The 19,550-nt window shown below is 46.5% G+C and carries 20 protein-coding genes; 11 read left to right on the top strand and 9 right to left on the bottom strand.

The features are described from left to right. The first annotated feature begins 151 nt into the window (after positions 1-151). The 6 genes from C557_RS0116120 to C557_RS0116095 all read left to right on the top strand — a co-directional run bounded on the left by C557_RS0116120 (position 152) and on the right by C557_RS0116095 (position 6,179). Positions 152-2,242, top strand: a complete 2,091-nt coding sequence (locus C557_RS0116120) for a BglG family transcription antiterminator (RefSeq protein ID WP_018752925.1) — start codon at positions 152-154, stop codon at positions 2,240-2,242. 5 nt (positions 2,243-2,247) lie between these two features. Beyond that, positions 2,248-2,535, top strand: a complete 288-nt coding sequence (locus tag C557_RS0116115) for a PTS sugar transporter subunit IIB (RefSeq protein WP_026263522.1) — start codon at positions 2,248-2,250, stop codon at positions 2,533-2,535. Between the two features lie 35 nt (positions 2,536-2,570). Next, positions 2,571-3,842, top strand: coding sequence for a PTS ascorbate transporter subunit IIC (locus tag C557_RS0116110; protein ID WP_018752923.1), 1,272 nt, complete (start codon positions 2,571-2,573; stop codon positions 3,840-3,842). A 49-nt stretch (positions 3,843-3,891) separates the two neighbouring features. Continuing rightward, complete coding sequence (locus tag C557_RS0116105; RefSeq protein ID WP_018752922.1) at positions 3,892-4,491, top strand: SIS domain-containing protein; 600 nt, start codon at positions 3,892-3,894, stop codon at positions 4,489-4,491. Positions 4,492-4,645: 154 nt separating this feature from the next. Then, positions 4,646-5,560, top strand: a complete 915-nt coding sequence (gene dapA / locus C557_RS0116100) for a 4-hydroxy-tetrahydrodipicolinate synthase (RefSeq protein ID WP_018752921.1) — start codon at positions 4,646-4,648, stop codon at positions 5,558-5,560. Next, positions 5,541-6,179 (top strand): beta/alpha barrel domain-containing protein, encoded by a 639-nt coding sequence (locus C557_RS0116095; protein ID WP_018752920.1) that lies wholly within the window; start codon positions 5,541-5,543, stop codon positions 6,177-6,179. Before dapA ends, C557_RS0116095 begins: the two co-directional genes overlap by 20 nt. A gap of 131 nt (positions 6,180-6,310) precedes the next feature. On the opposite strand, the gene mnhG is transcribed toward C557_RS0116095, so the two are convergent. The 7 genes from mnhG to C557_RS0116060 are packed head-to-tail and all read right to left on the bottom strand — an operon-like array spanning position 6,311 to position 12,137. Further along, complete coding sequence (gene mnhG, locus C557_RS23655; RefSeq protein WP_338048802.1) at positions 6,311-6,763, bottom strand: monovalent cation/H(+) antiporter subunit G; 453 nt, start codon at positions 6,761-6,763, stop codon at positions 6,311-6,313. After that, positions 6,738-7,019, bottom strand: coding sequence for a Na(+)/H(+) antiporter subunit F1 (locus C557_RS0116085; protein ID WP_018752918.1), 282 nt, complete (start codon positions 7,017-7,019; stop codon positions 6,738-6,740). The genes mnhG and C557_RS0116085 overlap by 26 nt, the downstream gene beginning before the upstream one ends. Then, positions 7,016-7,495, bottom strand: coding sequence for a Na+/H+ antiporter subunit E (locus C557_RS0116080; RefSeq protein ID WP_018752917.1), 480 nt, complete (start codon positions 7,493-7,495; stop codon positions 7,016-7,018). The genes C557_RS0116085 and C557_RS0116080 overlap by 4 nt, the downstream gene beginning before the upstream one ends. Positions 7,496-7,508: 13 nt before the next feature. After that, complete coding sequence (locus C557_RS0116075; protein WP_018752916.1) at positions 7,509-8,984, bottom strand: Na+/H+ antiporter subunit D; 1,476 nt, start codon at positions 8,982-8,984, stop codon at positions 7,509-7,511. Continuing rightward, the gene (locus C557_RS0116070) at positions 8,977-9,315 is read right to left on the bottom strand and encodes a Na(+)/H(+) antiporter subunit C (protein WP_018752915.1); all 339 of its coding nucleotides are present in this window, start codon (positions 9,313-9,315) and stop codon (positions 8,977-8,979) included. Before C557_RS0116070 ends, C557_RS0116075 begins: the two co-directional genes overlap by 8 nt. A 1-nt stretch (position 9,316) precedes the next feature. Then, entirely contained in the window at positions 9,317-9,739 is a 423-nt protein-coding gene (locus C557_RS0116065) for a Na(+)/H(+) antiporter subunit B (protein ID WP_018752914.1), read from the bottom strand. Beyond that, positions 9,726-12,137 (bottom strand): Na+/H+ antiporter subunit A, encoded by a 2,412-nt coding sequence (locus C557_RS0116060; RefSeq protein WP_018752913.1) that lies wholly within the window; start codon positions 12,135-12,137, stop codon positions 9,726-9,728. Before C557_RS0116060 ends, C557_RS0116065 begins: the two co-directional genes overlap by 14 nt. A gap of 123 nt (positions 12,138-12,260) precedes the next feature. Here C557_RS0116060 and C557_RS0116055 point away from each other — a divergent pair, with 123 nt between their 5' ends. Beyond that, positions 12,261-12,944: a universal stress protein gene (locus tag C557_RS0116055; protein ID WP_018752912.1), complete on the top strand. Its 684-nt coding sequence runs from the start codon at positions 12,261-12,263 to the stop codon at positions 12,942-12,944. 83 nt (positions 12,945-13,027) lie between these two features. Here the strand turns inward: C557_RS0116055 and C557_RS0116050 are convergent, their stop codons facing one another. Then, positions 13,028-13,591: a tyrosine-type recombinase/integrase gene (locus C557_RS0116050; RefSeq protein WP_018752911.1), complete on the bottom strand. Its 564-nt coding sequence runs from the start codon at positions 13,589-13,591 to the stop codon at positions 13,028-13,030. A 358-nt stretch (positions 13,592-13,949) separates the two neighbouring features. Between C557_RS0116050 and C557_RS0116045 the strand changes: the two genes are divergently transcribed. Both C557_RS0116045 and C557_RS0116040 read left to right on the top strand, forming a co-directional pair. Next, positions 13,950-14,456, top strand: a complete 507-nt coding sequence (locus C557_RS0116045; protein ID WP_018752910.1) for a PsbP-related protein — start codon at positions 13,950-13,952, stop codon at positions 14,454-14,456. Between the two features lie 19 nt (positions 14,457-14,475). Then, positions 14,476-14,709, top strand: a complete 234-nt coding sequence (locus C557_RS0116040) for a hypothetical protein (RefSeq protein ID WP_018752909.1) — start codon at positions 14,476-14,478, stop codon at positions 14,707-14,709. A gap of 114 nt (positions 14,710-14,823) precedes the next feature. On the opposite strand, the gene C557_RS0116035 is transcribed toward C557_RS0116040, so the two are convergent. After that, complete coding sequence (locus C557_RS0116035; RefSeq protein WP_018752908.1) at positions 14,824-15,693, bottom strand: LysR family transcriptional regulator; 870 nt, start codon at positions 15,691-15,693, stop codon at positions 14,824-14,826. A 177-nt stretch (positions 15,694-15,870) separates the two neighbouring features. Here C557_RS0116035 and C557_RS0116030 point away from each other — a divergent pair, with 177 nt between their 5' ends. Next, a complete protein-coding gene (locus C557_RS0116030) occupies positions 15,871-17,622 on the top strand; it encodes an ABC transporter ATP-binding protein (RefSeq protein WP_018752907.1) in 1,752 nt (583 codons plus the stop codon). Beyond that, complete coding sequence (locus C557_RS0116025; RefSeq protein WP_018752906.1) at positions 17,622-19,361, top strand: ABC transporter ATP-binding protein; 1,740 nt, start codon at positions 17,622-17,624, stop codon at positions 19,359-19,361. Before C557_RS0116030 ends, C557_RS0116025 begins: the two co-directional genes overlap by 1 nt. The last annotated feature ends 189 nt before the right edge of the window (positions 19,362-19,550 follow it).

Genomic DNA, 19,550 nt, shown 5'->3' with positions numbered 1-19,550 from the left:
ATGATTTTTGTCCAGACCAGGAACAAAAGTCGAACCTAAATACAATTGAAAGCGTTATATTCGTCCCATAAAATAAGGGCAAGGAGGAGGGAGGGACACAAGACGGCTGGGGAGAAACGGGAACGGAAGTCAAGAATGGAGGGGTGGCAAAATGGACAAAGACATCGAGTCTATTCTCCGAATCCTGTTGAACAGCACGGTTGTCACATGTAAAGGGCTACAGGAAGAAACTAATTCTTCAAAGAGACAGGTTGCTTACCGGCTAAGTAAGATCAACTCCTTATTGAAAGCACAGCAAGTTCCTGTTATCTCCCTGGGCACTCAAAAAGACACAATCATTCCCAAAGAAACGAAGGATGTTATCCGAGCTATTCTTGACAAGAAGTATTCCAAAGTGACTTATTATTTGCGTAAAACTGAAAGACTAACGTACATGTACTTGATGCTGTTTATTAATTTGGAGGATATTTCGCTTAACCATTTTATTGATTCTTTGAAAGTAAGTCGATCAACAGTAAATCTGGATTTTAAAAATCTGGTACAAATTCTGGATAGAAAAGGGATTCAAATTAAGAATAATCGCATACATGGCTATTATCTGGTTGGCTCGGAAGTGGAAATCAGGAGCGTATTGATACAAAACATCATTGAAGGACTGTCTGCTGTGGAAAATTCCCGAGTTTTTGATCTTTTTATCGAGGAGTACCAGTTAGACAGCTTCGATCAGTCGAAGAAACGCATTCTTGAGCTTATCCAAAAACACGGAATTAACTTTGTTGAGGATCGACTGGTGGAATTCATCTATATTTTTATTTTTTTGAAAGCAAGAATGTTATCGAAAAGCCACGTAGATGATTCGAGTATAGATATTCCTAGTGTGACCGCGATGACTTTTATGAAGGAGTACAAATTCGCGGAAGAGCTCCTGGAAGTGAGCGAGGACAAGGAGCAGATTAAACCTCATGATGTGATGTATATCAGTGCCTGGGTGCTGGGAATCTCCGTGGGAAATGCTGAGGCGATTACAGAGGATAGAGACGTTATCTCGGAGATTGTCATGAATATGATGAGTAAATTCGAGTATGTAAGCGGTTTATATTTTATCCATCAGGAAAAAGTGTTCAAACAGCTATATTCGCATTTCCGGCCAGCATACTATCGGCTGTTATTCAAGATTCCTATTTTCAATCCACTTTGTGAGAAGGTCAAGGAAGAATATCGAAGTGTTTACCGGATTGTGAACAATATAACAAAGGAATTTTGCAGCTTGTTTGGTGGAGCTATCCAGGAAGAAGAGCTGGCCTACCTTACCATGCACTTTGCCGCCGTATTCTCGAATAAGAAGGAGCTTGATGCTTTAAAGAAAAAACAGGCATTGATTGTGTGCTCCAATGGGGTGGGCAGCTCGGCCATTTTATATGCAGAATTAACAAACCTGTTCCCGGAGCTGCATTTCCTGCAACCTGTAGAATCCTCTGAGCTAAAGCATTTTACCGATGCGATTGATATTGTATTTACCACAAATTATAAAGCGGTCAATCTGGAATTAGATGTGCCGATGGTTAAGGTAAGCCCGGTCATGACTTCCAAGGAAAAATATAAAATCATGCGGGAAGTGTACATCCAGGTGGGGGATCTGTTTCTCAGGCAGCCTCGCATTGATGACGTCATGGGCATTATCAGGAAGCATGCGGAGGTCATTTCAGACAAGCAGCTTTCCCATGAGTTATTGTCCTATTTTACACAAATAGAAAATTTTCAGGATAAAGGAGACGAACAACCTATGCTGAAGGAGCTTGTTGATGAGAAGCTGGTTCAATTAAAGGTCCCGGCCCAAAGCTGGGAGGAAGCTATACGGAAATCGGCGGCTGTGTTGGTGGAAAACAACAAAGTAACCCAGGAGTATGTAGATGCTATGGTCAATTCAGCCAGAGAATCCGGCGCCTACATTGTCATTTCCAAGCACGTGGCCTTGCCGCATGCCAGACCGAAGATGGGCACGAAGGAAATGGCCATCAGCATTGCGACATTGGAGCAGCCCATTGAATTCGGCCACAGAGATAACGATCCGGTGAAGTATGTATTCGCCTTGAGTGCCGTGGATAGCAGTTCCCATTTGCGAGCCATGTCCGAGCTGGCTGAGCTGCTGGAGATGGAGGAATTTTTTGAATTGCTGGATCATGCGGCAGATGCAAAAAAAATTATTGATTTTATCAAAGCACAAAATTTCAAGGGGGAGTGATCCGAATGTACAAAGTATTAGTCGCCTGCCGAGCAGGAGTTGGATCTAGCTTAATGTTGAAAATCAAAATACAGCAGGTCATTAAGGAAAATAATTTCCCGATTGAAGTAGAACATGGCTCCTTGGATGCCTTACAGGGCTTCCATGGTGATGCCGTAATTACGCTGATTGATGTTGCGGAGGAGTTGCGCAGGAAGAACCTGAAAATAGGCGTCATAGGTATTCATAACATCATAGATCGTCAGGAGATCAAGGCCGCACTGGAGCAGTTTCTCGCTTCAAAAGTAGGATAGCATTCTGATCATGAACAGGGCGAGGAGGAAGCAATGTGAATTTTATTATTAGCTTGCTAAGCACACCTGCTGTTTTACTGGGAGTAGTGGCATTCATCGGCTTGATGTTGCAAAAGAAGTCCGCTACAGAAGTATTTACAGGAGCATCTAAAACCTTGATTGGGTTTTTGATTTTTGGCATCGGGGCTTCTGCAATGACGGGGGCTTTGCAGAACTTTAATAAATTATTTCAATATGGCTTTGGCATTACCGGGGTCATCGCATCGCCGGAGGCCGCAACAGCATTAGCGCAGAGCACCTATGGCTTTGAGGTGTCCTTGACATTGATCCTCGGCTTTATATTGAATCTGGTATTTGCCCGTATTACAAGGTTTAAAAATATATTTTTTACAACAGGGCACAGCTTGTTTTTCTCCTGTGTGCTAGTTCTCATCATGACTGCCCATGGCTTTGACCGCACAACAACGATAATCGTTGGTGGCATACTTCTCGGATTTCTGTCCGCTGCACTTCCACAATTTTGTCAGCCATTTATGCGAAAAATGACAGGTGGAGACGAGCAAGCGATTGGTCACTTTAATATGCTGGGTTACGGGCTTTCCGGTTACATTGGACTTATATTTAAAAAATATGAGCATCAAACAACGGAAACTATTCAATTTCCAAAATGGTTATCTATTTTTAGAGATTTCTTGATGGGATTATCCATCGTGATGCTGCTTTTGTTCTATATCGCCACATTAAAAGCGGGAAAGACATTTGCCCAGGAGCTTGCAGGCTCACAGCACTGGCTCGTATTTCCAATCGTTCAGGCGTTTACCTTTGTTGCCGGAATGTCGGTCTTGATGTCAGGAGTGCGTATGTTCCTGGCTGAAATTACAGCAGCCTTTGTAGTAATTTCCGAAAAATTTATTCCGGGTTCTCGCCCGGCACTTGATGTGCCAACCGTGTTTCCGTATGCTCCCAATGCAGTTATTGTAGGCTTTGTCTCCGCCTATGTCGCCGGCTTGCTGGCTATCGTGGTGATGGCTGCATTTCCTGGTGTATTCCCCGTAGTCATTATTCCAGCAGCACATATCTGCTTCTTCTCCGGAGGGACCGCAGCCGTATTTGGCAATGCGTCTGGCGGATGGAGGGGGGCGGTTGCCGGATCCTTTGTGGTTGGTTTATTGCTGGCGTTCTTGCCGACGATTTTGTATCCGGTCTATGGAACACTAGGTATTGAAGGCGCAACCTTCCCGAACATTGACTACAATATTGTCGGAACCGTGCTCCATTCCATTTTTCAATTCATAAAACCGATGTAAATGGATATTTTCAAGCAATTTCTAATGTGTTTAGTGGAGGAGAAGCCCTATGACCAATAAAGCATTGCCTGCATTTCTAAATATTTTACAGAGTGAAATCTCTAACTTTATTGCTTCCATTGATGAGGTGGCCATTGAACAAGCCCGCGATCTGATCTTTCAGGCACAAAGTCATCAAAACCGTGTTCACGTTACAGGAATTGGAAAACCAAGTCACGTTGCGAGCTATATAGCTTCCTTATTGTCCTCCACCGGAACTCCAGCCTATGAACTGAATGGTACGGAGGCGGTTCATGGTTCATCAGGTCAGGTCGTTCCGGGAGACGTGGTGATTGCCATATCCAACAGTGGGGGAACAGAAGAGTTGAAGGCGACGATTCAAACACTCATAAGCAATGGGGCTAAAATTATCGCTGTAACCGGAAATAAGGATTCATGGCTGGCGAACATGGGGGATGTCGTTCTGCACGCCGGTGTGAGGCTGGAGGGCGACCCGCTGAACAAGCCTCCCCGCGCCTCTGTGGTGGCTGAAATCATTATGTTGCAGGGGCTAAGCATCCTTCTTCAGGATGAACGGAACCTAACTCCTGAGCAATATGTGAAATGGCATCCAAGTGGTGCGTTGGGTAAGCTATATAAATTGAAATGAAGAAAAGGCAAAACAAGCAAGCGAGAAAAATGATTCTGAAGAAGCTCAAAGCTTTCTGCAAGAAAGCTGCATCGGAAGCATATACTGTTCGCCTTTGGGAATGGTTCAACTTATATAGTTCAGTAAATAAAAGATAGATCAGGAGGTCGAGATTATGCAGGTCAAGGGAATTATTGTTGCCATGATTACTCCTCTGGATCAAGATCAGAAGATAAATAAAGCTTCCACAAGACAACTGGTGGATAAACTGATTGACTCAGGGGTCAATGGCATATTTATACTTGGCACCAATGGCGAATTTCATGTGCTGAGTGAAGCGGAGAAGCTAGAATTTGCCTCAATAGCTATGGATGCTGTTGCGCAAAGAGTACCGGTCTATGTAGGCGTAGGCGGGAATAGCACCAGAGACACCATCTCGTTGGCCAAGAAGATGGAGAAGCTGGGAGCAGATGCTTTGTCTGTCATTACCCCATATTTTGTACCTCTGACACAGAGGGAGCTTTTGTTGCATTATAAAGCAATAGCAGAGTCCGTTCAGATCCCTATCATTTTGTACAATATGCCTAAGAATACAGGAATTCATATTGAAGCAGCTACAGCCGGGGAGCTTGCCCAAATTGACAATATCATTGGCATTAAAGATAGCAGCGGCAGGCTTGAAAATATAGAGAATTATATTAAGGCGGCCAAAGGCCGGGATTTCGTTACTCTATCCGGCTCAGACTCCTTAATTCTTAAGGCTTTGCAGGCCGGAGCAGTCGGAGCTATAGCTGCAACCGCCAATTTAATTCCCGAGCTGGACATTTCAATTTACAACCATTTTGTGAATGGGAATCTCGAAGCAGCGGAAAAGGCTCAGAGAGAGGTTGAAGTTCTTCGGTCCGTATTGAAGCTTGGAACCCCTCCTTCTGTACTGAAAAAAGCTGTGGAATTGTCAGGTATTCCGGTAGGTTCAGCAAGAGCGCCTGTGAGGGAAGTAAGCGAAGAAGAAGTGCTGGCTAAAATTAGAGAGACGCTGAACTTTTACAATCTGGCGGGAGGTGAGAACCATGCTCAAAGCGGATATTGAGAAAAGAATTGCAAATTCTGGAGTCATGGCAATCGTCCGCGTGGAAACGATTGAGCGAGGCATTGAAATTGCCGAGGGATGTCTGGATGGGGGAGTGGACGTACTGGAAATCAGTTATACCCTCCCGAACGCAGGAGAAATTATCCAGGCGCTGGACGGTAGGTTCCGAGACAGACTTCTGATCGGGGCCGGCACGGTACTGGATAGTGAAACCGCGAGACTGGCCATGTTAGCCGGGGCAAAATTCATTATTGCCCCAAACCTTAGCAAGCAGGTTGCCAGAATCTGTAATCGATACAGAATTCCCTATGCGCCGGGATGCGCCACCATATCTGAAATGGTCCAAGCTCTGGAGCTAGGCGCTTCCTTTGTGAAGGCATTTCCTATCTCGAATTTCTATGGCCCGTCCCTTGTATCCATTGTTAAAACACCAATCCCGCACATGCCTGTAATCGCTTCAGGTGGAGTGACCTTGGATCATTTATCAGCATGGATTGAACATGGGGTAGACTGCGTAGGTATTGGGGGGCTGCTTACAAAGGGCTCTAAGGCAGAAATTAGCGAAAATGCCAAACAAATTAGAGAAATAGTGCTCAACGCACGAAACAAGATGAAGTGATCCAAATATGATAGCAAAATGAGCCCTCGGCATGAACCGGGGCTCGTTTTGTTTGCTTAAAAGAGTGATTCATAGTTGCCGGGCCGACATGGAACAGAAACAGTTAGTCTAAGCCCATTTTGGCTGCTGCTTTAAGTTTCCGAAACCTGAAGCGGGGGCTCGCTGTCAATCAATTTCATCGCAGGGGCTTCTTCATTTTCGGTCGATTCCTCTTTGTCATCGTCCGTGTTCTCATTCTCCATGTAATAGTCCTTCAATTCATCCTCGGCTGTCCCCACCATCGGGACATCATTGCGGTAGGCTGATCGGCACAGGACATGAGCGGCCACCGGGGCAGTCAGGAATACGAAGAAGATGCCCAGGATGAGGCGAATGCTGAAATAGCCGTCGGAAATCAGGAAAAACAGCAGGGTTCCTACCAACGCGCAAAGCACGCCAAGTGTAGAACTTTTAGATGCAGCATGAGACCTGGTATACACGTCCGGCAAACGTATGCCCCCGATGGCGCTTATCAAGCTGAAAATGGCCCCGACCAGAATGAGGATGGCCCCTACGGCTTCACCGCTTCCGCTCAATGACAACACCCCTCTCTATAAACCGGGCAAAGGCAACCGTTCCGATGAACGAGAGAATCCCGATCAGCAGGATAAGATCAAAGAAGGCTTGAGTATGGAAGAGTACGGAATAGGCCGCAATGCTGGCGATCATATTGATCCCGATGGAATCCAGGGCCTGAACGCGGTCCGCTCCGGAAGGCCCCTTCACGACCCGGTACATATTGGCCAGGATTGACAGCATTAATATGCCTAAAGCGATGAGCAATATCGTCTGGAAGATCATTTTCTCGTCACATCCTTTATCGCTTTTTCAAATACGGAAATCGACTTGATGACGGATTCTTTGGACTCGGGCAAATTCAGGCCATGAATGTACAGTTCCTTGGAATCCGAAGTAAGCTCCATCACCACCGAACCTGGTGTCAAGCAAATCAGCAGAGAGAGCAGGGTAACCTCCAGACTTCCCTCCAAGTCGGTTCTGACCTTGAATATCCCTGGAGTGACCTCAATCTTGCGGCGCAGCACATGCTTCATAACCATCATGGAAGAGGTAATCAGCTCATGAATGAAAATGATAAACAGCTTGCCGATGGCAGCCAGGGTGAAGACATAGAAGCGGTCTTTAAAGAACCGGCGCGTACATAACAAAATAAATAGACCTACAATATAACCGCTGATAAAGTTCAATACGCTGATGTTGTCTTGCAGGAACATCCACAAGCAAGCGATGAAGATGTTAAGCAATACCTGAACGGGCATGATCATCCCTCCTTTATTTGAACACGGCTTGAATGTACAGGCTTGGATTAAGCAATTCATTGGCAGCCTGGGTTACGTATCCTGCGATCCCTTCGGCGCCTATTCCCAAGGCCAAGCTGACGCAAGTCAGGAAGGCAATGGGGAACAGCAGGCCCTTGGCATTTCCCTTTAATTCTTCTTCATTCAGCATCGTGTCACCCCAGAAGGCGTTCATGAACAGCTTGATCATGGAGTACAGGATGCACAGGCTCGCTGCCAGTCCGACCGCGCCAAGCCAGAAGTAACCGGACTCGAAGGCGCCGCGAGTAATGAACACCTTGCCCAGGAAGCCGCTGAGCGGAGGGATGCCAACCATGGATAAGGCGGCGATCAGGAACATCCAGCCAAGTGCAGGCTGCAAGCGTATCAAGCCGCCGATCTCTTTCAAACGGCTTGTTCCCGTCAGGTGAATGATGGTTCCGCCTATGAGAAATACAAGTGCCTTAATCACCATATCATGGAGCAAATAATAGATAGAGCCCATCATCCCGTTTGTTGTCATGGAGACGAAGCCCAGCATGATGAATCCGACGCTGATCACTACATTGTAGGTGAGGATGTTGCGCAAATCCCAATACCCGATCGCACCTATCCCACCCAGTATCATGGTTGCCGCCGCCAGAATGCCAATGACGAGATGGGTAACCCCTGGCTCGTGATAAAAGATCAAGGTAAACATACGGAAGATGGCATAGATGCCAACCTTGGTCAACAGGGCGGCAAAGATAGCCGAGACGGCTGTAGGTGGCACGCTATAGGAGCCCGGCAGCCAGAAGAAGAGCAGCAGGCCAGCTTTTAGGGCAAAGACGATCAGGAACAGCAGGGCCACGGTGGTAATCAGTCCATCTTGACCTACCTCGGCAATCCGCATCGAGAGATGCGCCAGGTTGAGTGTGCCAGTAATAGAATACAAATAAGCTACGCCTATGAGGAAGAAGGCGGACGATATAATATTCGTGAAGATATACTTGAGCGACTCCCGAAGCTGTTTTTGGGTACCACCTAAAGTGATCATGACATAGGAAGCAACCAAAAACACTTCAAAAAATACGTATAAGTTAAATAAGTCCCCCGTTAAGAATGAGCCGTTAACCCCTGTAATCAGAAACAAAAACAAAGGATAAAAATAGAGCTTCTCCTGCCGTCGTTCCGTTGATGAGAAGGCGAAGATCAGACAGCCAATAGCAACGATAGAAGTGGCCAGCAGCAGCAGAGCGCTGAACATATCGCCCACGAAGCTAATACCAAACGGCGCTTCCCAGCCGCCCAATTGCAAGGTTTGAATTCCGCCATGGCTGATTTGGTTGATCAGCAGCACGTTGATGATGGCGGTAACGCACAGGGCGCTCAGGCTAAGAGCCCGTTGAAGACGTATGTTCTTCTGTAAAATAATGAGGGCCATTCCTGCTAACAAAGGGATAACCACCGGAGCAATCAACAAGTTATTCATACTCATTTCCCCTTAACTGTTCCATGTCATCGGTTCCGTAGCTCTGATAGGCACGGTAACCCAGAACTAATACTAGCGCAGTTACGGCAAAGTTGATGACAATGGCCGTGAGAATCAAGGCTTGCGGGATGGCATCGGTAAATTGCTTTGTCTTTTCGCTCAGCAAGGGAGCTGCTCCCGTCTTCAAGCCACCGGAGGTAATGAGCAGTAAATTCACCGCATGGCTGATCAGGGATGATCCAAGCACGATGCGCAGCAGCCGTCTGGATAGAATCAAATAAGTTCCAATGGATATTAGCACGCCGACCAGCAGAATGATTAAAGTCTCCATATTAGCGATCCTCACATATGCTCAGAATAATATTGACCGCAGTACCGATGACGGCCAGTGCAACGCCTGTGTCGAAGATCATGGCTGAGGCCAGCTCCGTATCCCCGAAGATCGGCAGCTGCACATGACCGAAGGTCTGTGTCAGGAACGGCTGACCGAAGATTACCCCCGCAAGTCCTGTGGCTACAGCAATAAAGACCCCGACGGCGGCAAGCTTCTTGAAGTCGATTCGGATGTTCTCCCGCACCTTCTCAATCCCGAAGGAGAGGTAGAGCAGCACAATGGCCGCTGCCGTGCTGAGTCCACCGATGAAACCGCCGCCTGGCTGGTGATGACCGCTCATGAACAGATAGATGGAGAAGGTAAAGATAATGAATACAGCAACCTGGGTAACTGTCTGCAGGATGACATTATTCGGTTTCATCGTGTTCCCTCCTTTTGAGCCGCTGATGGATGAGGACATAAACGCCCAAGCCCGCTATGGTTAAAACGGATATTTCCAGCATGGTATCGAAGCCGCGGAAGTCAACCAGTATGGCATTGACGATATTTTTAGCGCCTGCCAGCTCAAAGGCATTCTCGAAGAAAGAGGTAATCGGCTCGAACAATTTGTGCCCGTTCGCCGAGAGTGCCAGAATGGTTACGGTCAGCCCGACGGCTAGCGAGATCATCAGATTCGTTAATTTGAATGGAATGCGCTCGATATCCTTCTTGAGCTTCGGCAAATGATAAAAGCAGAGCAAGAACAACACGGTGGTGACTGTCTCGACCACCATCTGCGTCAATGCCAGATCGGGTGCCCGGAAGATCACGAAGAACATGGATACCATGTAGCCTACCGCGCCCAGGGCCACAATGGCTACTACGCGATGGTTCGTGAACAGCACGGTCAGTGCCGCAATAATCATGACTAATACCAGCCCGGCATCGAAGAAGCTGATGCTCGCGTTGTTGGAGAAATCGAAATGAATCCCGTGAAGCAATAGAAGCGAGCCCAGCAACAGCATGACAAAGAAGGAGAAAATGTAGCTCAGGTAATGTCTCAGCGAACCTGTCATATAGCGGTTTGTTAAGGAGGCTGCGCCTTTCTCCATAGCTGGCAGAGCTATACTATACAGATGCGTCAAGGTTAGCCTTTGCGGATAATTGCGAATGACCCGAATCCAGTGTTTGGCTGACTTGAACAACAGGAAGCCAATCACAACGACTCCGATGGTCATCAATAATTCCATGTTGAGCCCATGCCATGCACTGATCTTCAAATCGTACGCAGTGACAGGCATCATCGGCAGCACCGCGGTTAGCGCCGGAGCAAGAATATATTTGCCTAGCACGTTCGGGAAGAAGAAGATCAACACGACGAGCAGTCCCAGGACCATAGGGGCGAACAACATTCCCAGGGACGGCTCATGTACTTTTCGTGTCAGCTTCTCAGGATGGTACTTGCCGCCAAAGGTCTTGAAGACGAAAATCATACAGTATACAAAGGTGAATATGCTAGCTACCCAGGCGATAATCGGGAATAAAACGCCGATATGCTCCAGACCGAAAACCCCTGTATGGGTAAGTTCCGTTACTGCGCCAAAGAACATTTCCTTACTCAGGAAGCCGTTAAACGGTGGTAGGCCTGCCATAGAGAAAGCGCCGATTAACGCAATGGTGAATGTCATTGGCATCACCTGCATCAAACCGCCTAAATAACGTATGTCCCGTTTGCCTGTCTCATGGTCGATAATGCCGACGACCATAAACAAGCTGCCTTTAAAGGTCGAGTGATTGAATAAATGGAACAGGGCGGCAAAGGTAGCTACTGTGAAAATAGTGCCATTCTCGCCAGGCCCAAAATACACTGCCAGAGAGCCTACACCAAGCAAGCTCATAATCAAGCCTAATTGGCTGATCGTAGAGTAAGCCAGCAGCGCCTTAAGATCCGTCTGACGAAGTGCTGATAAGGAGCCATATAGCAGCGTAATCATCCCGACACCGGCCACAAGCCAGAACCATACGGAACTGCCGCCGAAGATCGGGGTCATACGAGCAACCAAATAGATGCCCGCCTTGACCATGGTTGCGGAATGCAGATAGCTGCTTACCGGAGTAGGAGCTTCCATCGCATCAGGCAGCCAGATGCCAAACGGGAATTGCGCCGATTTGGTGAAGGCCCCTAGCAAGATACACAACATCGCAGGAATGAATAAAGCATGGCCCTGAATCAGATCCATCTGGGCGATAATCTCCCGTATGCTGTAGGTGTCGCCCATCATGATCAGCATAATGAAGCCAGCCAGCATGCCGAAGCCGCCCATTACGGTAATCAGCATGGCCTTCAATGCGCCTTGACGCGAGCTCTTGCGCTCGTACCAATAAGCAATTAATAAGAAGGAGGATACACTGGTCAACTCCCAGAAGCCATATAACACGAGCAGATGGTCTGAGAATACCAGACCCAGCATCGCTCCCATAAATAAAAGCAAGTAGACATAGAAATGATGGAGCGCCTCCCGGCCTTTAGACATATAAAAGATAGAGTAGACGATCACCAGGGCACCCACTCCCGTGATAAGCAACCCGAATAATAAGCCTAAGCCATCTACATAAGTAGTAATATCGATGCCAAGGGTGGGAATCCAGGATAGGGTATATTTGTACGTTTCACCCGCAGCGATTGAAGGTATATATTGAAGTAAATAGATCAAGATGGATAGGGGGGCTAGTAATACAAACCAACCTGTATGTATCTGACGATTCAAATACTTGTACAGAAAAGGTACCAGCAGGGCACTAATAAACGGAAGAAACATAAAAAAATAGAATGTAGCCAAGCGTCCTCCTCCTTACTTTCGAATAATATAGGCTTCGAGTTGACTCTTTCCGTAACTTCAATTATAGTCTTACATAGTTTAAATGAAGCTCTACTATTTAACCTTGAGGTGAAGAGTTAAAAAATGGATAATTTGTTCAATGAAAGTATTCTTGTCTGCGTTTATTATGGACCCAATGGCGAAAGGCTAATCAAACGCGGTTGTAAAATCGCCAGTATGTTAAAGGCTCCGCTTTACATTTTGACGATCGACTCCAAGCCGTTCGACGAATTGGATGCGGAGAAAATTTTTTATATTGAAAAATGGAAAGAATATGCGAACTCCCATAGCTCAGCAGAATTTATTATGAAAGATAATGAAAGCCGTCCCGTGACAAAGATTATTGCTGAAATCGCAAGAGAAAAGAACATTACTCAGATTATTCTCGGTCAAACGGCTCAGAGCCGCTGGGAGCAAATCACAAAGGGCTCCATTATCAATTCCCTGGTGCGCGAAATTCCTTTTGTCGATCTGCACATCGTTTCGGTCTCCCGTTATATTCGGGATGGGGAAGGAATGTACAGAAACGGCACACGTGCTTATTTGATCAAGGAAGAGGATCATTATAAGCTGAGCTTTAATCACGAGAAAGATACGGAATTTGAAGGCATCTTCTTCAAGGAAGTGGACACGGATTTTGATAATGGAATCTTCCGCTTCATGAAGGATGCCGAGACCTTGCAGGTTCTGGTGGACGATGGAATCGTCACTGAGCTGAAAAACGTAGATATCGATGCAGCGTTGGGTCTGGAAGACACCGATGAATAATTAGGAACTGTGAATATAGGCTATTGTATTGAATACTCTCCGGTGGTTACGGAGGGTATTTTTTTGGGACAAAAGCAGAATCGCTATAAATTCACATCTACTTTGATGGGTAAGTCTGCATTCTTATCAATTCCTAAATACTTCAAGGTTTCCGAAGTGGAGTGGTGATTCAAAATCGATTTGATGATCGAGATGGCGATACCTTTCTGATACGCATGATAACCGAAGGTCTTCCGCAGGGTATGCGTACCGATCTTCTCCGTAATTCCTACCTCCCTTGCCGAATGATTTATAATACGATAAGCCTGCTGACGGGTAATCGGGCGACGATCCTTTTTGGATTTGAATAAATAATCTTCCGGACTCCAGTCGCAGCCGGACAAATACTCATCTAGGATTTGCCGAATTTTACTATTGAGGTAATACGCCTTCACTTCCCCGGTGTTCGCATCCTTAAGATAAAGGAATGGCTTGGGGCTCTGACCGTCCCAGACGTCTTGCACGGTAAGGTTCAGCATGTCAACAAGACCGATCCCGGTGTTGATTCCCAGCACAAACAGCAACACATCTCTGAGCGATTGCTTTCTCAGTACGAGCTTCATCGCTTGTATGGTCTCAATATCTCGAATCGGATTTACATATTGCACAGAGAATCCCTCCAAATATGTTACTTAACAATACCTTAACATACATTAAGTAACATCACAATTGATAATTCCAATTTTTTTAAGATAAAAGCTGAAATATCTGCAGAGAGGGATTTCCTTATAGTGCGTGTTCAAAAAGTAGGGCAATGGTTTTTTAAATAACCTCTCATAATCGATTAATGGTATACTTGCAATATCTTGCTAGCTCTCATAAGACCAAGCGGCAATTCCTTATTAGTGGACACAGAAAAGGAAGGATATCGTGAATATTCACAAAGCAGCGATGGTAGTTAACGAAATTTGGGACTTGAGTATAATTTAGATGGAATTTAAGGGAAGATGAAAGAAGGTTACGGGGATGAGGCAGTTAGCGCTTTTCACAATACTGGTTTTTATGCTGGCAGGTTGTACCTCAGATAAGATTAGTTTTGATTACGCAACCTATACATATTCTGAATTTGGTATTACTTTCAAATATCCTAAGGAATGGTCTGTAAAGGATGACACTGCTGCCGGGAATTTCATATTAGCTTTGTCCAAGGAAGGTAAGGGATTTACAGATGGTTCGTCGGTTCTATTTTATGGGACCAAGCCAAAGGACATGAATTTTATGAATAGAACATTAGAGGAAGATGAAGAGACCAGGATCATAGAAGACAAACAGATGATGATTAATGATCAGCCAGCTCGACTAGTGACAACTGAGGCGGATGATGATAGTGGAGTAAAGCTGTTGATATTTTATGTGGTTTTTGAAGAAGAGGATAAATCTTTAATGGTTACAAGTGGCGAAATGGAAGAGAAAAGTGCGGAATATGATATGTTTTTTGATATTATTTCAACTATAGAATTAAGCTCTACATAATATAAGGTAAGGGGTTAGCATGGGAAACTATCAGATTTGTGATTTTTGCGGAAATTTATGTGAAAAGTCAAGCAAGAAGATGTGCAAGAGCTGTGAAGAGGCTTATGAAAAAATACGCAGTATTGTTGAAGTATATCCGGATACGATGGTCATCGATATTTCCAAGCAGACAGGCATTAGCGCCAGCAAAATTTTGTCTTTTGCCAGAAACGGTTTTTTTGTGCTAAAGGAAGGGCAAAATGGACAATTGTAATCCGAACAACAACGCTTCGGTTTAAGGCAACTGCTAAATGACATTTCGGAATACAAGGCCAAAGTGGCTGCACCCTGTAAACAGGAGGTACACTTTGGCCTCTTTATGTTGCGATCAAGCTTCCCCAAAGCTGGCAAGGAAACGCTCAGCCAGGCCTGACAGATAACGATTCTTGGGCCAGATAGCGGCAATTCTGGTCCAAAGCCCTTCGCTGTTAATCATCTTGGCGATGAGGCCCTCGGAGTTGGTTAGCTTCAAGGCTGACTGAGGAATGATGCCGATGCCAAGCCCGGCTTGAGTCCATTGTACAGTGGTGCGGGCATCATCATTTTTACAAAACAGCTTGGGCTCGAAATTAGCACGTTCACAGGTATCGTGAAGCAAGCTTTCAAACCGTCTGTATATGATCAGCGGGCGATCCTTTAGCTCTTCCACCTCACAGCCGGATTGACCGGGGCTCCAGTCGTACTTCGGTGTCATGACCGCGAGCATTGGCTCGGAGGAAATATACTTGCAATTCAACCCATTGGTTTGAAATGGCGTTCGTACGATCCCCAGTTCAATGACGCCCTTCTGAAGCAAGTCAATCACATGAAACGTATTGCCCTCATGAATTTCAAACTTTACGCCTGTGTAGGTTCGCTGAAACTCGGTTAACCTATCGGTAAGCAGAGCTGCCCCGGAGGATGAAACCGTGCCAAGCTGTAGTGTTCCCATCAGTCCATGTGACATATCCTGGATTTCTCGCACTGTAGAATCTGCCAATGCCATAATTTGCATAGCTCTGCGGCGAAGAATTTCGCCTGCATCTGTTAAATGAATGCTGCGTGGGCCGCGTTCAGCAAGCTTAACTCCGAGTTCATCCTCAAGCTGCTTGAGCTGCTGGCTTAAGGGGGGCTGTGCCATTTGCAATTTTTTGGCTGCTGCTGTAATCTGTCCTTCTTCTGCTATGGTCAGGAAGTAGTGTAGCTGCTTTATATCCATGAGTAAATCCCTTCTTTTGATATATTGAAAACATATGGAATTAATATGAAGGCAATATTATTAATATATCAGCCTTTATGTCATAATCAAAGTTGGCTGTTTGGAGGGGAACCACTTTAAGCCTAAGAACTACCTCTACATTCAGCAATTATAAAAATAAGCGATGGTGGTGCAACCTTGTTCAGACTGGCTACATTTCTCAGACCCTACAAAAAGGAAACGATTCTTGGCCCATTATTTAAATTGATTGAAGCTATATTAGAGCTGCTTCTGCCAACCGTTGTTGCATTGATTGTCAATCATGGTATTGGCAACAAGGATAGTACATATGTGCTCAAGATGGGCGGGCTGATGCTCGCTATGTCCATACTCGGTTACGCTTGCTCACTAATTTGCCAATTTTATGCGGCGCGAGCCTCTCAGGGCTTTGGAACCACCTTACGGAATAAGCTGTTCAAGCATATTTCCTCGTTGTCCTATGCTGATTTGGATCATTTTGGGACTCCTTCACTTGTCAATCGAACGACCAATGATGTCAACCAGCTTCAAACAGCCGTAGCCATGCTGATCCGTCTGGTCATCAGAGCTCCGTTTATCTGCATTGGGGCCATTATTATGTCTATGCTGCTGGATATGCGTCTTTCGCTGGTGCTGATGGCGGCCACGCCCGTGTTTGGTCTGGTCTTATATTTAATTATCAAGAAATCGGCCCCCTTGTATCGTGTTTATCAGAAGAAGCTTGACCGACTGGCGGTAGTGCTAAGTGAGAACCTGGGCGGTGTTCGTGTGATTCGTGCCTTTGCCAAACGTAGAGAAGAGCAGGAGCGGTTTCGCGCAACAGCCGATGATATTACCGCTACAGCGATTCGTGTGGGCCGCATCTCTGCTTTGCTTAGTCCGACAACCACGTTGGTTGTGAACTCGACGATTATTGCTGTTCTGTGGGTAGGGAGCATTCATATTCAGGCAGGAACCTTGTCCTCCGGTGAGATTATTGCCTTCATCAATTATGTAACTCAAATATTGCTCGCTCTGATTGTTGTATCCAATCTGATCATTTTGTTCACCAAGGCTTCCTCTTCGGCAGCCCGGGTCAATGAAGTATTGGATACCGAGCCAGGGATAGCCAATCCTGAATCAGCGCAGATGAAGTCGATCGAAGTGGGGAAGGGCAGCAAGCCAGGTGTACCGATTATAGAGTTTGATCAAGTGACCTTTGGCTATAACAAGGCTGGTGATCCGGCGCTTCGTGACTTGTCTTTTGCTATTCAGCCGGGCGAGACCATCGGCATTATCGGGGGGACCGGTTCAGGCAAATCTACACTGGTGCACCTGATTCCGCGCTTTTATGATCCACAGCAGGGCGTGGTGCGTGTTGAAGGACAGGACGTATCCAGCCTGGGGCTGGCCGAGCTTCGCCGTAAGATTGCGCTTGTTTCACAGAAAGCCGTACTCTTTACAGGCACCGTTGCGAGCAATATTCGCTGGGGGAAGGAGCAGGCTACCGATGCAGAGGTGAGGGAGGCAGCCCAAATAGCTCAGGCAGATGAGTTCATCAGCAAGCTGCCGGAAGGCTATGACACCAAGGTCGCTCGTGGCGGTCTTAATTTGTCCGGAGGTCAAAAGCAACGTCTAACCATTGCCAGAGCCGTGATTGCCCGCCCGGATATTCTGATTCTGGATGATTCCTCCAGTGCGCTTGATTATGTCACAGAAGCAGCACTTCGCCATTCGATCAGGGACTTCGGGGAGCATATGACCTTGCTGCTTGTATCTCAGCGAGTCAGCACAGTTCGTTATGCAGACCGGATCATCGTCATGGAGGACGGTGGGATTGCGGGGATCGGTACCCATGAGCAATTGTTGCAGAAATGTGATGCTTACCGTGAAATTTGCAACTCCCAGTTGTCAGAGGAGGAGGCAAAATAATGAGCATGAAAGAAACCTGGTCGAGAATATTCACCTATACTGGAAAATACAAGCTTTATATGCTCGGAACCCTGATCAGTGCGTTGCTTAGTGTAACTGCCAGCTTGGTAGGGCCGCTTCTCATCGGTAGAACTATTGATCACATGGTCATTCAGGGGGCTGTTGAATTTAATGCGGTATTTCGCTTGCTTGCCTGGCTGGCTGTCGTATATGGTCTCGGTAGTCTGTTCGGCTGGCTGCTTGCCAGCTGGACTAATCGTCTTGCCTATGAGACGATAAACGACCTTCGTCGCGAGATGTTTGACAAGCTGAACACCTTACCGCTCAAATATCATGATAATCATCCGCAAGGCGATAGCATCAGCCGTTTTGTGAATGATATGGATGCTATTTCAGACGGACTGCTTCAGGGCTTTTCAACCCTTCTGACGGGCCTTGTGACGATAGCAGGCTCGATTGTATTGATGATGTATACCAGCCCGCTTCTGACAGTCGTTGTATTACTTTCAGCTCCGGCAGCCTATTATGTAGCCCGGTTTATAACCATACGTTCCCAGCAATTATTCCGGGATCAAGCGGAGATTGTCGGTAGTCTGAACGGCTATGTCGAGGAGATGGTTGGCGGTCAGAAGGTGGTTCAGGCTTTCCAATATGAGGAGCGCAGCTTCGCAGCCTTCCAAGTGCAAAATGAACGTCTTCAGAGAACGGGCGAGAAGTCGCAATTTATTAGCTCCCTATCTAACCCTTCCACTCGTCTGGTCAACAATATTACCTTCTCGGCCATCGCCATGTTTGGCGGAATACTGGTGATTTTGTCCAGAATAACAGTCGGGGGCTTGTCGAGCTTCTTGATCTATGCCAACCTGTTCGCGAAGCCATTCAATGAAATTACCGGCGTAATGGCGCAGCTGCAGGCAGCTACCGCCTCGGCACAACGTGTGTTCAGAGTTATTGACGAGAGAGCGGAAACGGATGATCCACAGCCAGCCGCCATTTTGCCACCGGGACAGTCTACTATTGAATTCAAGCACGTCCGGTTTGCTTATGAACCCGATCGTCCGCTGATTTCAGATCTGAATTTGACGGTAACACCGGGAACGCGCATTGCTATAGTGGGTAAGACGGGAGCAGGGAAAACGACGCTCGTCAATTTGCTGATGCGCTTCTATGATGTGGATGACGGCGAGATTACAATCGGAGGCATTAATATTAAAAATATGACCCGGGATCATTTGCGAGGGGCTTTTGGCATGGTGTTGCAGGAGACATGGCTCAAAGGCGGCACAGTTCGTGAGAACATTGCCTACGGCAAGCCGGAAGCTTCACTGGAAGAGATTATTGCAGCCGCCAAGGCAGCGAACGCTCATGCGTTCATCAAAAGACTCCCCAAGGGATACGATACGGAATTCAGCGGGACTGGAGATAGCTTATCCCAAGGGCAGAAGCAATTATTGACGATCGCCCGGGTCATGCTGGTAGACCCGCCGATGCTGATTCTGGACGAGGCAACCAGCAGTATTGACACCTTGACAGAGATACGAATTCAGCAAGCCTTCAAACGAATGATGAAGGGCAGGACCAGCTTTATCATCGCTCACCGACTTTCTACTATCCGTGAATCCGATCTGATTCTGTATATGAAGGATGGAGATGTGGTGGAGAGCGGAAGTCATGAGGAATTGTTGGCCCGGCGTGGATATTATGCCGAGCTGTACAACAGTCAGTTCGACGCGGGCTAGATAAAGAGCTAAGGGACCAGGGGCTGTTCAGAAGATCGTCGATAGACGATCTTCTTATGCTGAGACAACGTCAAATCAAATATTTAAAAATGTAAATATACAAAATGCAGCAATGGGTGTAAAATGAAGTTATTTGAGGCTGCCTGGAGGAAAATGGTCTATTTGTCTTATATATTGTGAATAAAATTG

The organism is Paenibacillus sanguinis 2301083 = DSM 16941 (assembly GCF_000374825.1).
GTDB lineage: Bacteria > Bacillota > Bacilli > Paenibacillales > Paenibacillaceae > Fontibacillus > Fontibacillus sanguinis.
The sequence above is the reverse complement of the archived record's forward strand: the minus strand, read 5'-3'. Positions and strand labels throughout refer to the sequence as shown.

Excerpts from the sequence above, each read along its gene's own strand:
- C557_RS0116035 (WP_018752908.1), bottom strand. The coding sequence starts at position 15,693 with ATGGATATAAAGCAGCTACACTACTTCCTGACCATAGCAGAAGAAGGA.
- C557_RS0116085 (WP_018752918.1), bottom strand. The coding sequence starts at position 7,019 with ATGATCTTCCAGACGATATTGCTCATCGCTTTAGGCATATTAATGCTG.
- C557_RS0116095 (WP_018752920.1), top strand. The coding sequence starts at position 5,541 with ATGCTCAAAGCGGATATTGAGAAAAGAATTGCAAATTCTGGAGTCATG.
- C557_RS0116120 (WP_018752925.1), top strand. The coding sequence starts at position 152 with ATGGACAAAGACATCGAGTCTATTCTCCGAATCCTGTTGAACAGCACG.
- C557_RS0116045 (WP_018752910.1), top strand. The coding sequence starts at position 13,950 with ATGAGGCAGTTAGCGCTTTTCACAATACTGGTTTTTATGCTGGCAGGT.
- C557_RS0116115 (WP_026263522.1), top strand. The coding sequence starts at position 2,248 with ATGTACAAAGTATTAGTCGCCTGCCGAGCAGGAGTTGGATCTAGCTTA.
- C557_RS0116025 (WP_018752906.1), top strand. The coding sequence starts at position 17,622 with ATGAGCATGAAAGAAACCTGGTCGAGAATATTCACCTATACTGGAAAA.
- C557_RS0116105 (WP_018752922.1), top strand. The coding sequence starts at position 3,892 with ATGACCAATAAAGCATTGCCTGCATTTCTAAATATTTTACAGAGTGAA.
- C557_RS0116055 (WP_018752912.1), top strand. The coding sequence starts at position 12,261 with ATGGATAATTTGTTCAATGAAAGTATTCTTGTCTGCGTTTATTATGGA.
- C557_RS0116065 (WP_018752914.1), bottom strand. The coding sequence starts at position 9,739 with ATGAAACCGAATAATGTCATCCTGCAGACAGTTACCCAGGTTGCTGTA.
- C557_RS0116080 (WP_018752917.1), bottom strand. The coding sequence starts at position 7,495 with ATGCCCGTTCAGGTATTGCTTAACATCTTCATCGCTTGCTTGTGGATG.
- dapA (WP_018752921.1), top strand. The coding sequence starts at position 4,646 with ATGCAGGTCAAGGGAATTATTGTTGCCATGATTACTCCTCTGGATCAA.
- C557_RS0116040 (WP_018752909.1), top strand. The coding sequence starts at position 14,476 with ATGGGAAACTATCAGATTTGTGATTTTTGCGGAAATTTATGTGAAAAG.
- C557_RS0116075 (WP_018752916.1), bottom strand. The coding sequence starts at position 8,984 with ATGAATAACTTGTTGATTGCTCCGGTGGTTATCCCTTTGTTAGCAGGA.
- C557_RS0116070 (WP_018752915.1), bottom strand. The coding sequence starts at position 9,315 with ATGGAGACTTTAATCATTCTGCTGGTCGGCGTGCTAATATCCATTGGA.